Source organism: Proteus penneri (assembly GCF_022369495.1).
Taxonomy (GTDB): domain Bacteria; phylum Pseudomonadota; class Gammaproteobacteria; order Enterobacterales; family Enterobacteriaceae; genus Proteus; species Proteus penneri.
Genome location: NZ_CP059690.1, coordinates 875,441 through 889,196, shown reverse-complemented (window position 1 = coordinate 889,196; position 13,756 = coordinate 875,441). Strand labels below are relative to the sequence as shown.

The 13,756-nt window shown below is 37.3% G+C and carries 10 protein-coding genes; 1 reads left to right on the top strand and 9 read right to left on the bottom strand.

The genetic code is table 11. The features are described from left to right. Positions 1-32: 32 nt before the first annotated feature. The 9 genes from H1225_RS03855 to serC form a co-directional block, all read right to left on the bottom strand. Positions 33-248, bottom strand: a complete 216-nt coding sequence (locus H1225_RS03855; RefSeq protein WP_023581324.1) for a cold-shock protein — start codon at positions 246-248, stop codon at positions 33-35. A gap of 515 nt (positions 249-763) precedes the next feature. After that, positions 764-1,753, bottom strand: a complete 990-nt coding sequence (gene lpxK / locus H1225_RS03850) for a tetraacyldisaccharide 4'-kinase (RefSeq protein WP_161724676.1) — start codon at positions 1,751-1,753, stop codon at positions 764-766. Continuing rightward, positions 1,750-3,495 (bottom strand): lipid A ABC transporter ATP-binding protein/permease MsbA, encoded by a 1,746-nt coding sequence (gene msbA / locus H1225_RS03845; RefSeq protein ID WP_006537416.1) that lies wholly within the window; start codon positions 3,493-3,495, stop codon positions 1,750-1,752. Before msbA ends, lpxK begins: the two co-directional genes overlap by 4 nt. A 36-nt stretch (positions 3,496-3,531) precedes the next feature. Next, positions 3,532-5,901, bottom strand: coding sequence for a DNA internalization-related competence protein ComEC/Rec2 (locus H1225_RS03840; RefSeq protein ID WP_161724673.1), 2,370 nt, complete (start codon positions 5,899-5,901; stop codon positions 3,532-3,534). Positions 5,902-6,301: 400 nt separating this feature from the next. Then, a complete protein-coding gene (ihfB, locus tag H1225_RS03835) occupies positions 6,302-6,589 on the bottom strand; it encodes an integration host factor subunit beta (RefSeq protein WP_006537420.1) in 288 nt (95 codons plus the stop codon). Between the two features lie 62 nt (positions 6,590-6,651). Continuing rightward, positions 6,652-8,325 carry a 30S ribosomal protein S1 gene (gene rpsA / locus H1225_RS03830; protein WP_006537421.1) on the bottom strand — a complete coding sequence of 558 codons (1,674 nt, stop codon included), beginning with the start codon at positions 8,323-8,325 and terminating at the stop codon, positions 6,652-6,654. A 185-nt stretch (positions 8,326-8,510) separates the two neighbouring features. Further along, positions 8,511-9,185 (bottom strand): (d)CMP kinase, encoded by a 675-nt coding sequence (cmk, locus tag H1225_RS03825; RefSeq protein WP_006537422.1) that lies wholly within the window; start codon positions 9,183-9,185, stop codon positions 8,511-8,513. A gap of 311 nt (positions 9,186-9,496) precedes the next feature. After that, the gene (gene aroA, locus H1225_RS03820; RefSeq protein WP_239739472.1) at positions 9,497-10,783 is read right to left on the bottom strand and encodes a 3-phosphoshikimate 1-carboxyvinyltransferase; all 1,287 of its coding nucleotides are present in this window, start codon (positions 10,781-10,783) and stop codon (positions 9,497-9,499) included. A 200-nt stretch (positions 10,784-10,983) separates the two neighbouring features. After that, positions 10,984-12,072, bottom strand: a complete 1,089-nt coding sequence (serC, locus tag H1225_RS03815) for a 3-phosphoserine/phosphohydroxythreonine transaminase (RefSeq protein ID WP_006537426.1) — start codon at positions 12,070-12,072, stop codon at positions 10,984-10,986. Between the two features lie 136 nt (positions 12,073-12,208). On the opposite strand from serC, the gene H1225_RS03810 reads away from it, so the two are divergent. After that, positions 12,209-13,639 (top strand): MFS transporter, encoded by a 1,431-nt coding sequence (locus tag H1225_RS03810; protein ID WP_239739470.1) that lies wholly within the window; start codon positions 12,209-12,211, stop codon positions 13,637-13,639. The last annotated feature ends 117 nt before the right edge of the window (positions 13,640-13,756 follow it).

The following is a 13,756-nucleotide window of genomic DNA, read 5'->3' as shown; positions in this document are numbered from 1 at the left end:
TTATCTACATCTTTAACAAGGCTAAGCCTTATTTAAAACCCGATAACATCAGCGGCTTCTAAACCTGCTGCGGTTCTGATAACAGAAAATTCAACGTCTTGACCTTCTGTTAATGCTTTGTTTTTTGTATTGGCAATCGCTTTTTTATTGACATAAACTTCTTGTTCAATATCTCTTGCAACAATAAGACCATAACCTTTGTTATTGTCGAACCATTTTACGCGACCCATTCTTAATTGTAATGTCATGATAGATAAACTCCTTTTGTTCTTCGTATAGTTTTTATTTTTCTATACTAATGCATCCTACTTTTTATTATGTCTTCTTATATAAAACCCCAATTAAATTCTGAACACATTAATTTAAGTAGTGCATTTTATTATTCAATATAAATGTTCAAAACCGTGATAGCTAAGCTTAATAAATATCATAAAACTCAATAAATATTTACAGTATCAATATGACAAGAAAATGACATGCTGATATTTATTGTACACTGATAAAAAAGATAATCGAATATAGCGATAATTAGTCACCATCAAAAATGGTTTTCATCATTCGTTGTGTATAAAATTCGATGCTATTCGCTACACAAAATATTAACCCTACATCCAAGATCCACAAACTCTCCACACAAAGCTTTTGAGTAGATAAAGTAATGACGAGTTAAATTGAACTACGACAAAAGCGATATGCAACTATAGGTAGGTAATCTTTTATGTAACACTATCCTGATTTCCACTATAAATATCATTGTTTCAGATCAGATACAAGTTTTTTTCGAGCCGTAAATTAAATTGCTGACTTGTTTTAGCACAGATTGACTATTTAATTCAGCGCTAACCGGTAAATACCACCAATTATCTTGCGCAAAATGCTGACATTTAACAGCGTCCTTTTCTGTCATAATAAGGGGTTCTAAATTAGGTGTTAAATCTTGTAATTCTTGGGCACTATAGTCACTATGATCACTAAATGCTTTTGTTGTGATTAACTCGACTCCTTTTTCATTTAAAGAGTTAAAAAATCGAGGTGGGTGACCAATTCCAGCAATAGCAACAGCCTTTTTAATTTGCTGAACTGGTTTCTTTTCTCCCGTTTTAAGATTCACAGCAATATCACCTTCCAGGGTCATGCTTATCTCGTTACCTTGACTTACCCCTCCATTAACGATAATTGCATCTACTGACTTTAAGCGTCTTGCACGCTCTCGCATAGGGCCTGCTGGTAACCACCAACCATTGCCAAACCGACGCAGACCATCAATAACAACGATTTCATAATCACGCTGTAGTGCATAATGCTGTAAACCATCATCAGTGATAATTACATCAAGTTCATGCTGTGCTAATAACGCTTTTACTGCATCTCGTCGATTAGGAGCAACTGCAACGGGAACACCTGTTCGATGATGAATCAATACAGGTTCATCACCTGCCATGGCAGGTGATGTCTTGGATGTCAAAAGTAATGGATAATGGTCTGATTTCCCGCCATAACCACGAGATACAACACCTGGCTTAAATCCCTGCTGTATTAATTGCTCAACAAGCCATATCACAATGGGTGTTTTGCCATTTCCACCCGCGGTTAAATTACCAACAATAACAACAGGAACAGGAGCTTTCCATGATGCTAACCACCCTTTCTGATATGCAAAACGCCTTAACAGCGTGATCACACCATACAACCATGAGAATGGAAGCAATAGGATATAAAGCCAAGATTTACCAGACCAAATCCGTTCAATCATTTGCCAAATTGCATCCTATGAAGTTGTGCATAGATACCTTTTTTCTCAATCAGATCAAGGTGTGCGCCACGTTCAATAATTTCACCATCTTCAATAACTAATATTTCATCCGCTTTTTCAATTGTTGATAAACGGTGAGCAATGACTAAAGAGGTTCTATTTCTCTGCAATTCATCAAGTGCTGACTGAATAGCTCGTTCTGATTCTGTATCTAGCGCCGATGTCGCTTCATCAAGAATAAGAATTGGTGAATCTCGTAATAACGCTCTTGCAATTGCAATACGCTGACGTTGTCCACCTGAAAGTAACACACCGTTTTCACCAATTTCAGTATCTAAGCCTTTATCCATTTTTTGGATAAAATCCATCGCATGTGCCATTTTCGCCGCTTTTTCAATATCTTCACGGGTATACTGATCTTCACAAGCATAGACGATATTGTTTGCCACAGTTTCATTAAAAAGATGCACATTTTGAGAAACCAGTGCAACTTGGTTACGTAAAGATTTCAATGTGTATTCACGAATATCATGACCATTAATCAATATCTCACCTTCATTAATGTCATAAAAACGAGTGAGCAGATTTGCAATCGTAGACTTACCTGACCCTGAACGCCCAACTAATGCAACAGTTTTCCCTGCTGGAATAGTAAATGATATGTTTTTCAGTGCTGGCGTATCTTTTGTGACATATTGGAAAGTTACATTACGAAACTCAATATCACCAGTTGGTTTTTTCAGTTCAAGCTTACCAGTGTCTTTTTCTTGCTCCATATCGAGAATAGCAAATAGTGTTTGACAAGCAGCCATACCACGCTGGAATTGAGCATTCACATTAGTCAGTGATTTCAACGGGCGCATTAATGCAACCATTGAGGAAAAGACAACAGTAATTGTACCCGCTGTTAATGTTTCCATAATGTCAGGGAAACTTGCTGCATACAGGACAAAAGCTAATGCAAAAGAAGCAATTAATTGAATAATAGGATCTGAAATTGACGATGCAACAACCATACGCATGCCTTGGCGACGAATATGATTACTCACATGATTAAAGCGCTTATTTTCAACTTCTTGACCATTAAAAATCAGTACTTCTTTATGTCCTTTTAGCATTTGTTCTGCGCTAGTTGTCACTTGCCCCATGCTATTTTGGATTCGTTTACTTATAGTTCTAAAACGAGTCGATACCAAACGGATAACAACTGCTACGATAGGCGCGATAACAATAAGGATCAGAGATAATTGCCAGCTATAGTAAAACATCAAGCCAAAGAGCCCGATAATGTAAGCACCTTCACGAACAACTGTAATTAATGCACCTGATGATGAAGAAGCAACTTGCTCTGAATCATATGTAATACGAGAAAGCAAAGTTCCTGTTGATTGCTGATCAAAAAAACTCACCGGCATTCCCATAATATGAGAAAACAGTCGGCGACGCATATTCATTACCACTTTCCCAGATACCCAAGAAAGGCAGTAACTTGAAATAAAGTTAGATATACCACGCAGAACTATCAGTCCAATAACAGCAATCGGCATCCATTTTAATACGTCATTACTTGCTTTACCAAAACCTTCATCAAGCAGTGGTTTTAATAAAGAAATCATAAATGCATCCACACCCGCATTGACGATTAATGCAATTGCTGCAGCGATCAAACCCGCTTTGAAAAGCCGAATCATCGGCCATAAGCGGCGGAATGTTTGCCACGTTGATAGGTCTATATCATTCATATATATTACCAAACTTTTAATAATTAGCCGGCCATTCTACTCGGGAAACGTCAAAACACCAAACCACTGATGATACCAGCGAGGTAAAATATCTCGTCTATAGGTAAATACATCAATATTATCTTGATTAAACTCGATCGAAATCTGCCCACTAATAGAGGTTGTTAGCCAATTAATCGCTTCTTTTTTATAACGAAGATGTACTTTATCAGAAGGTAAACGCCAAAGGCTATAACGAGCAGCAGAAACGAGTGCAAATTTGGGCGACACTGTTTGAATAAACGCCAATGTGGACGATGTTTGGCTACCATGATGAGGAACCTGTAAAACATCGGCTTTCAGTTGATCTTTTTTTACTCTTACCAATTGGGCTTCAGCTTCTTTCTCTATATCTCCTGTCAAAAGAATAGTGTGTTTACCATCACTTACATTGATCACACATGATTGATTATTTTTAGGTGAAAGAACTTTATTGGGTGGCCATAATGCATCAAATTGAAGTCCTTTCCACTGCCATGATTCATTGCTTAAGCAAGCTAAATGAGAAGGGTCGTCAAAACTACTACGAATACTTAAGTGAGGATAAGCTTTTATTAAATCTTTTATTCCCCCTGTATGATCGAGATGATCATGACTAATTATCAATGCCACTGGATTAAGCCGATGATATTTTAAATAAGGAATAATGACACTTTTTGCAATTGAACCACCACTTTTCCAACGTATTCCTGTGTCATAAATAATTGCTTCTCTGTCTTTTTCAAGAATAATAGCTAAACCATGGCCAACATCTAACATAGACATACGCCATTGATAACGTGAGAAAGTTGTGAATTCGCAATATAAAAGAATACCAACAGCGATAAGTAAAATAAAATGATGACGCCACCATGACATTTTTATAATTACAATAATACCAACACCTGAAAACCCCAATAAAAAAGGAACAGTGCCACTATATTGCCAATAAGGTAAAAATAAAGGAGCACACCAAAAAGCAAGATTAATAGAAAGATCAACCCAGTGCCAAATTATTGGTTGTAAAAATGAGAGAAAGGATGTCAATAATCCAAACATTATTAACGGTACAGTAATAAATGAAATAATAGGAACTGCCCATAAATTAACAATAAAACTAAAAAAATTAGCTCCACCAAATAAATAGAATTGAAAAGGTAATAAAATAATTAACAATCCAAATTGTAAGTGAATTAACCTTAAAATAAACCACCGTTTTTGATGATTATATTTGGCTTTTAATGGGTACATCCAATACCAAAAAATAATGGCAAATACAGCAGAAAATGAAAGCCAAAAACTGGCGGAAAGAATAGAAAGAGGCTCAAAAATCAAAATGAGTGCAGCACTCCAAAGTGCCCATTGCCAAGGTAAAAATAATCGGCTCCCCCAATGTAACATCACCCAAACGGTTAATCCTATAACAGCTCTTGTTGCCGGTATTCCCCAACCTGATAATGCAGCATAGAAAACACCACATAGCCAAGCCATAACTAATGGAAACTGTGGATTAATCCATCTGATAGGGAAAAGAAATTGAATACCTCTTGCAATACCCCAACCAGCAAAGGCAGCTAAACCTATATGCAAACCCGATATCACAATTAAATGAGCGACCCCTGTTTTCATATAGAGATCTTTTTTCTCTGGTTCAATATATCGTTTATCACCTAAGACTAAAGCAATAATTTCACCTTTATTTTTTGTTGTTTGCCAATAAGCTGAGATTGTCTCAATAAGTTGAGTACGCAGTGATATATCATCTCGAATAAACTTCGCTGACATCACTTTACCAGTTAATGTTTCTTTCATAGAAACAGCATATTTTTGGTTATCAAATCCACCTTCATTTAAATAGCTATGCACAGCTCTGAATTGAATTTTAAACTTCCAATGTTGCCCTACCGCTATATTTTTAGGCGGATTTCGCCAATACACGTTAGCATAAATAGATGATGAAAAGAGTGTTTTTTTCGTCATAGGTATTTTGATAACAATATTACCATCTGTTAATTGGCGATACTCTATCACTTTGGTTTCGATTGTTGCCACATTATCAGCAAATTGTTCCGTTCTCGCCATTAAGGATGACGCAGCCATATTTGAATAAACCCAAAAAAATAGAAATATTGCTAAAAATCGGAATAAAGCAAAAGGGACAAGTAATAGAAATAGTGCAACAAGAATAATAATGTAATAAATAGTCTGGCTAAAAAGTGAATGTTGAATTAATAACGGTAAGCAGCCTAATATCATCGCCAAAGCAATATTATCTAAAGTTAACGTTGTGAAATAGAGTTTTTGCAAATAGATTGAATGAAAGCACCTCCGTTTTATTGAAGCCACCTCTAAACCCAAAAAACTTATCATTCGATTCAATAAAATCATTTCCAGCATCCTTACTTTCAATCATTCTTTAAATATCATGATATTACCATTTGATTAAAGAAAGGATTTTAGGCTATTTTTTAGTAATGCTTTATAAAAAGAAAAAGCTCCCTTGTTACATACAATAAATTTTGAGAAGAAACTCATAAAAAGTAAAACAACTAAGTGATATCGATAATTAAGTAGAGAAATTAAAACTGAAATAAAATACAGTAATAGAAAAGAAAGATGCGAGTAAGATAAAGTAAATAGAACGAATCGATTAATTCAGGATTAGAAATAGAAGAAGATTAGGGAGTAAAAAAACACACTAAAAGCTATAATAATTACTAATAAAAAACGGCACCTAAGCGCCGTTTTGAGAAAGTTAACTAACATCGTGCCATTTCGACAGGAGTTATTATTCCGTATAAATATTTACACGGTCACGTAACTCTTTACCTGGCTTAAAGTGTGGAACGTATTTGCCTTCCAGATCTACTTTATCACCAGTCTTCGGGTTACGACCCGTACGCGGCGCACGGTAGTGTAGAGAAAAACTGCCGAATCCGCGGACTTCGATACGCTCACCATCAGCTAAAGTATCAGCCATATGATCAAGCATTTCTTTTACAGCTTCTTCAACCGTCTTAGCCGAAAGATGAGATTGTAGGCCTGCAAGTCTTTCGATTAACTCAGACTTGGTCATATTACCTCCCTAAACTACCGATAAATAGGCAACGATTAACGTTGCCTCGTTAATAACTTAAATTATTCGCCTTTAGCTGCTTTGAAAGCTTCAGCCATAGCGTTGTTTGAAAAACCAACTTCTTCTTTATTGTTTACAGAAGCGATAGCATCTTTCTCGTCTGCTTCGTCTTTAGCACGAACAGATAAGTTGATAACGCGGTTTTTACGGTCAACGCCAGTGTATTTAGCTTCTACAGCTTCGCCAACATTCAGAACCAGAGTTGCATCTTCAACGCGGTCACGTGAAGCTTCTGAAGCACGCAGGTAACCTTCAACACCGTCAGCTAATTCTACAGTTGCGCCTTTAGCGTCAACAGCAGTTACTTTACCAGAAACAATAGCACCTTTTTTGTGAGCAGACAGGTAATTATTGAATGGATCTTCTGATAATTGTTTAACGCCCAGTGAGATACGCTCACGCTCAGCATCAACTTGCAGAACTACAGCAGCGATTTCGTCGCCTTTTTTGTATTCACGAACAGCTTCTTCACCTGCAACATTCCAAGAAATGTCAGATAAATGAACCAGACCGTCAATACCGCCGTCTAAACCGATGAAGATACCGAAGTCAGTGATAGACTTGATTTTACCTTCAACACGGTCATTCTTGTTATGAGTTTCTGCGAACTGCTGCCATGGGTTAGATTTACACTGTTTTAGACCCAGTGAAATACGACGACGTTCTTCATCGATGTCAAGAACCATAACTTCAACAACATCACCAACATTAACAACTTTAGATGGGTGAATGTTTTTGTTAGTCCAATCCATTTCAGAAACGTGTACCAGACCTTCAACGCCTTCTTCGATTTCTACGAAGCAACCGTAATCAGTCAGGTTAGTTACACGACCAGTCAGTTTAGTACCTTCTGGATAACGTTTAGCGATAGCTACCCATGGATCTTCGCCCAGTTGTTTCAGACCTAATGATACGCGAGTACGTTCACGGTCGAATTTCAGGACTTTAACAGTGATTTCGTCGCCAACATTGACAATTTCGCTTGGGTGTTTAACACGTTTCCAAGCCATATCAGTGATGTGCAGTAAACCGTCAACACCGCCCAGATCAACGAATGCACCGTAGTCAGTAAGGTTCTTAACGATACCTTTAACTTCCATGCCTTCTTGCAGGTTTTCTAATAACTGATCGCGTTCTGCGCTGTTTTCAGATTCGATAACCGCACGACGAGACACAACAACGTTGTTACGTTTTTGGTCTAATTTGATGACTTTGAACTCAAGCTCTTTGTTTTCCAGATGAGTTGTATCGCGAACTGGGCGAACGTCTACCAGTGAACCTGGTAAGAACGCACGAATGCCGTTCAGTTCAACAGTGAAACCACCTTTAACTTTACCGTTGATGATACCAACAACAGTTTCGTTTTCTTCGTAAGCTTTTTCCAGCATCAGCCACGCTTCGTGACGTTTAGCTTTTTCACGAGACAGAACGGTTTCACCGAAGCCATCTTCAACCGCGTCCAGAGCAACATCAATTTCGTCGCCCACTTGGATTTCTAATTCGCCTTGAGCGTTTTTAAATTGTTCTACAGGAATAGCAGATTCTGATTTCAGACCTGCATCAACCAGAACAACGTCTTTATCGATAGCAACTACAACGCCACGAACGATAGCGCCAGGACGAGTTTCGATTGTTTTTAGGGATTCTTCAAAGAGTTGAGCAAAAGATTCTGTCATGTTAATGATCTTCAAGTAAATTTAATTAACGTCCATTTAGCATCCGGCCGAATGGGGTTGTTTCACATACCTCGTTACATCCTTTGTGACAAGGTCATCGGGCATTGTTGTGTTTTCATTAACACGTCAACCCGATTTTGATAATTACCTAGTATAAACGAAATAAAAATTAATTACGCTGATAATTACAGATTTTTTTTAGCATAAGTTAACGATTTTTCAATAACTTCGTCGATAGACAAACTTGTAGAATCGAGAATTAATGCATCTTTCGCTGCAACAAGTGGCGCAACTGCGCGATTCCGATCACGGTGATCGCGTTCTTTTATCTCGGATAAAAGGCGTTCAAAGTTAACATTAAAGCCTTTTTCCTGCAACTGTAACATGCGACGACGTGCTCGTTCCTCTGCGCTAGCTTCAAGAAAAATTTTCACTTGAGCATCAGGGAAAACTATCGTTCCCATATCTCGCCCATCGGCAATAAGACCAGGTTCTGTACGAAATGCTCGCTGACGACGCAATAATGCTTCTCTTACACGAGGAAACGTTGCTGCTTGTGAGGCCGTGTTCCCAACTGTTTCAGTACGAATTTCATTCGACACGTCTTCACCTTCGAGAATAACACTTAAACCCTTCTCACTAGGAACAAAACGTACATCTAAATTTGCTGCTAGAGGTACTAATGCATCTTCAGAAGTAATATCAACATGGTGGTGTAAAGCAGCTAATGCCAACACTCGATAAATAGCACCAGAGTCAAGTAAGTGCCAGCCAAATGCTTTTGCTAATGCTTGGCATAATGTTCCTTTACCTGCTCCGCTAGGCCCATCAACAGTTATAACAGGGACGATAACCGCCATGAGTTTCTCCTTTTCATGGGCACTGTGTTTCTGTGTTTAATGCTTTTATTGCATTGATATAATAGACATTGTATTCAAACAGAGAAAAACAGTATTAATGTATACGCGACATTATACGCATACAATGTATAGGAAGAAACAAGCAGATAAGCGCTAAAGTGTCTTATTTAATATTATTTTTTCGAGATAGTGAGTTTTTTAGAAAAATTAGTTTAATTACAATAAAAATCGGCCATATTATTCTTTAAAAAATCCAATACGGCCGATTTAACTGATTTAATTTTAACTCATTTTAATTAATGATTTTCACATTAATTATTACAATGAGAAAGTGTTTCTAACTTCTCAAAATAATCAGGAAAGGTTTTTGCGGTACATCCCGGATCAAGAATGGTGATTGGCGTATCTGAAAGTGCCACCAGCGAAAAACACATCGCAATGCGGTGATCATTATAAGTTTCGATATCCGCAGTTGTTAACTGTTTTGGTGGTATTACTTTTAAGTAGTCGTGCCCTTCTTCGACAATCGCACCCACTTTTTGTAACTCTGCTGCCATTGCTGCTAATCGATCAGTTTCTTTTACGCGCCAATTATAAATATTGCGGATAACGGTTTCACCTTCAGCAAAAAGTGCCGTGGTAGCAATGGTCATTGCTGCATCAGGGATAGTGTTCATATCCATATCAATGCCTTTTAATATTCCACGTTCACACTCAATATAGTCATCCCCCCAACGCACTTTCGCCCCCATTTTTTCAAGTACAGAAGCAAAATGAATGTCCCCTTGTAAGCTATTTTTACCGATACCTGTAACGCGTACAGTACCACCTTTAATGGCAGCAGCAGCTAAAAAATAAGAAGCAGATGAAGCATCACCTTCTACAAGGTATTTTTCTGGAGATTGATATTGCTGACCACCTTTTATAACAAAGCGTTGGTAGTCTTGGTTTTCAATTTTCCCACCAAAAGTATTGATTAACGCTAAGGTAATATCGATATACGGTTTAGATACTAACTCACCTTTAATTGTAATCGTTGTATCTTGCTCAGCTAATGGAGCGGTCATTAATAAGGCGGTCAAAAATTGGCTTGAAACACTGCCATCGACTTCTACATTTCCACCTTTAAAACCGCCACGTAAACGAATAGGTGGATAGCCCGTTTGTTCAAGATAATCGATACTCGCGCCACCTTGGCGTAAAGCGTCAACTAAATGCCCAATTGGACGTTCTTTCATTCGTGGTTCACCCGTCAATATAATATCATGCAAGCCTAAACTTAATGCGGCTGCCAATGGACGCATTGCTGTACCTGCATTACCTAAAAAAAGCTCTAATGGTGAATGTGTGTTAAATTCCCCTCCTAGCCCTTCAATATCACATACCGTATTGTTATTTGATAATTGATACTGCACACCTAATGTTTTTAATGCATTTAGCATATGACGAATATCATCACTATCTAATAGGTTAGTTAAACGTGTATTACCTTTAGCTAAAGCGGCTAATAATAACGCACGATTAGAGACACTTTTTGAACCTGGTAAATTAATAGTGCCTTCAATATGAGCAATAGGCTGTAATGTTAACGATTCCATAAACAGGTAAGAACTCCGATAAACAAATAAAATATGATGGGATGGGATGCTGTTTAATCAAAAAAAATAAGAAAACGACTTAGGTACTTATTATTTATTTTTATTTTTTAGTACAGGGATAATTTGATTGTCATTATCAACATCTTTGGATAAAAGGAAACCCACTTTCACATAGGTTTCCTAAACATATAATGTATGAATTATGCGTGGCGACGTTCAAAATCAGCCATAAAATCAACTAATGCTTGAACACCAGCTAATGGCATTGCGTTATAAATTGATGCACGCATACCTCCCGATACACGGTGGCCTTTTAATGCGACTAACCCTTGAGCTTCAGCCTCTTTTAAGAAGACTGAATCTAATTCAGGGGAAGACATTTGGAAAGGTACATTCATTAGTGAACGATTTTCTGTAGCAATACGATTGATATAGAAATCACTATTATCAATTGCGCTATAAAGAAGCGTCGCTTTTTCATAGTTACGTTTTGCCATTTCTTGCAAACCACCTTGCTCTTTTAGCCATTTAAAGACCATGCCTGATAAATACCAAGCAAAGGTAGGTGGTGTATTAAACATGGAATCATTTTCAGCAAGCACTGTGTAATCAAACACAGAAGGTGTTTCTTTACGCGCTTTACCTAATAGATCTTCACGAATAATAACGATGGTTAGACCCGCAGGGCCAATATTTTTTTGTGCACCTGCATAGATAACACCAAAACGGCTAACATCTATTGGTTGAGATAAAATAGAAGATGAATAGTCAGCAATAACAATTTTGCTGTCATCAAAATCTGGCTCTTCATGAATGGCAATACCATCAATAGTTTCATTTGGGCAATAATGTACATAAGCAGCATCGGTACTTAATTGCCACTCTTTCATTGGTTTAACACCAATTTTGCCATCAACTTCTGTTTTAATTTTAATGATATTTGGCGAACAATATTTTTCAGCTTCTTCGGCTGCACTTTTAGCCCAGTAACCACCATCAATATAATCAGCGCTTGCTTTATCACCCAATAAATTGAGAGGTAAAGCAGCAAAATGGCCTCGAGCGCCACCGTGACAAAAAAGAATTTTGTAGTTTTCTGGCACATTGAGAAGATCGCGAAGATCTTGTTCTGCCTGATGAGCAACTTCAAGAAACTCTTTACTGCGGTGACTAATCTCCATAACCGAACGCCCAAGTTCATGCCAGTTGCATAATTCCAATTCTGCACGACGAAGAACTTCTGCCGGTAACATAGCCGGGCCTGCACTAAAGTTATATACCTGACTCATTCAAATTCACCCTATCTGAATATGTTTTTACAAAATGACCTTTATCGGTTGTATCATTCCCGTTAAATTGGCGCAATGATTATTGTGAACTAACGCATAATATGCAGAACATAAAAATGATGGTTAGGAGTGTTTTATGTCGGGGAGTGTAAATAAAAAAGAAGAAGCGAGCTGGGGAATGCTTCTTCATGGAAAAAATAGTCTAAAATCGCTTGCTTTAGCAGGAGGCGTCGCATTACACGCAATTAATGTCTATATTACGATCACAACGCTACCTTCAATTGTGCGTGATATTGGTGGGCTTAATTTATACGCATGGAACACCACCGTTTTTATTCTGGCTTCAATTCTCTCTTCTGCATTAACTTCACGATTATTGAGTGTATTTGCACCTCGCAATAGTTATCTTTTTGCCACAATTTGCTTTTTAACAGGTTCTGTTATTTGTGCGACAGCACCTTCAATGCAAATATTGCTTTTAGGGCGATTTATTCAAGGGGCTGGTGGAGGAATGTTGCTAGCACTTGCTTACTCTTTAGTTCGAGTCATGTTTCCTCAACCACTTTGGTCTAGAGCTATGGCATTAATGTCTAGCATGTGGGGGATATCGACACTATTAGGCCCTGCACTAGGTGGAATATTTGCTGAATATGATGTTTGGCGTGGCGCATTTTGGTCTATTTTATTTGTTGGTATTCCTTACGCTATTTTATTATTTACTATTCTTCCTACCGAAAATAATGCCGATAATATCGTTGCAAAAAACCCATTACCTTACCAACAGCTTATTTTATTAATGCTTGCTGTATTATCTATTTCTATTGGTAGTCTTTATAACGTTATTTTATATAACACCTTATCTTTTGTATTTGCTTTTATCTTTATTCTACTGTTAGTCAATATTGATAAAAAATCAAATGATGGCTTATTTCCTAAAGGAACCTTTTCTTTTTCTGCACCGTTAGCACCAATATATCTCACCATGGCTTTATTAGGAATTAGTGTACAAACAGAAGTCTTTGTACCCTATTTTTTACAAATTATCCATAATATTACCCCGCTACTTTCAGGTTATTTAGCAGCATTGGTTGGTGCTGGTTGGTCTTTCTCTGCCATTATATCTTCATCAAGTAAACAATCTACTGCTCAGAGATTAATGCGTTTTGGCCCAATAATTAATTTTGTGGCTATTGTGATCCTTGGTTTATTTATTTCTAATATTCTAACAATACCTTATGGGCAAATTATTATTATTTGTATCGCTCTCTTTTTTACAGGTGCCGGAATTGGTATGGCATGGCCTCACTATTTAACCCGCGTTTTACACGTTTCTCAGGGACAAGAAGCTCAAAAAGCGGCAACTTCAATTACCACTATACAACTTTTTTCAACCGCCGTAGGTGCTGCCATTTCAGGCACTATTGTAAATATGGCAGGGTTAACAGATCCTGGAGGTATAATCGGTGCTCAAAATGCGGCCCATTGGTTATTTATTGTCTTTTCTGTTACTCCACTTATTGCATTTATTACTGCAAAAATAATTATTTTAAATATAAGAAAAAGTTAATACCTAAGATGTTTATTAAAAATAGTCTTTTCATTAGTTATAAATAAACGCCTTTTAAGGCTTACTATCTTTATTTATTTTATCAACATCGATAAATTAGCCCTGAACAATAGATAA

Bases quoted from the DNA above. Each gene is read 5' to 3' on its own strand.
- ihfB (WP_006537420.1), bottom strand. From the start codon at position 6,589: ATGACCAAGTCTGAGTTAATCGAAAGACTTGCAGGCCTACAATCTCAT.
- msbA (WP_006537416.1), bottom strand. From the start codon at position 3,495: ATGAATGATATAGACCTATCAACGTGGCAAACATTCCGCCGCTTATGG.
- H1225_RS03855 (WP_023581324.1), bottom strand. From the start codon at position 248: ATGACATTACAATTAAGAATGGGTCGCGTAAAATGGTTCGACAATAAC.
- cmk (WP_006537422.1), bottom strand. From the start codon at position 9,185: ATGGCGGTTATCGTCCCTGTTATAACTGTTGATGGGCCTAGCGGAGCA.
- H1225_RS03810 (WP_239739470.1), top strand. From the start codon at position 12,209: ATGTCGGGGAGTGTAAATAAAAAAGAAGAAGCGAGCTGGGGAATGCTT.
- lpxK (WP_161724676.1), bottom strand. From the start codon at position 1,753: ATGATTGAACGGATTTGGTCTGGTAAATCTTGGCTTTATATCCTATTG.
- aroA (WP_239739472.1), bottom strand. From the start codon at position 10,783: ATGGAATCGTTAACATTACAGCCTATTGCTCATATTGAAGGCACTATT.
- serC (WP_006537426.1), bottom strand. From the start codon at position 12,072: ATGAGTCAGGTATATAACTTTAGTGCAGGCCCGGCTATGTTACCGGCA.
- rpsA (WP_006537421.1), bottom strand. From the start codon at position 8,325: ATGACAGAATCTTTTGCTCAACTCTTTGAAGAATCCCTAAAAACAATC.
- H1225_RS03840 (WP_161724673.1), bottom strand. From the start codon at position 5,901: ATGATTTTATTGAATCGAATGATAAGTTTTTTGGGTTTAGAGGTGGCT.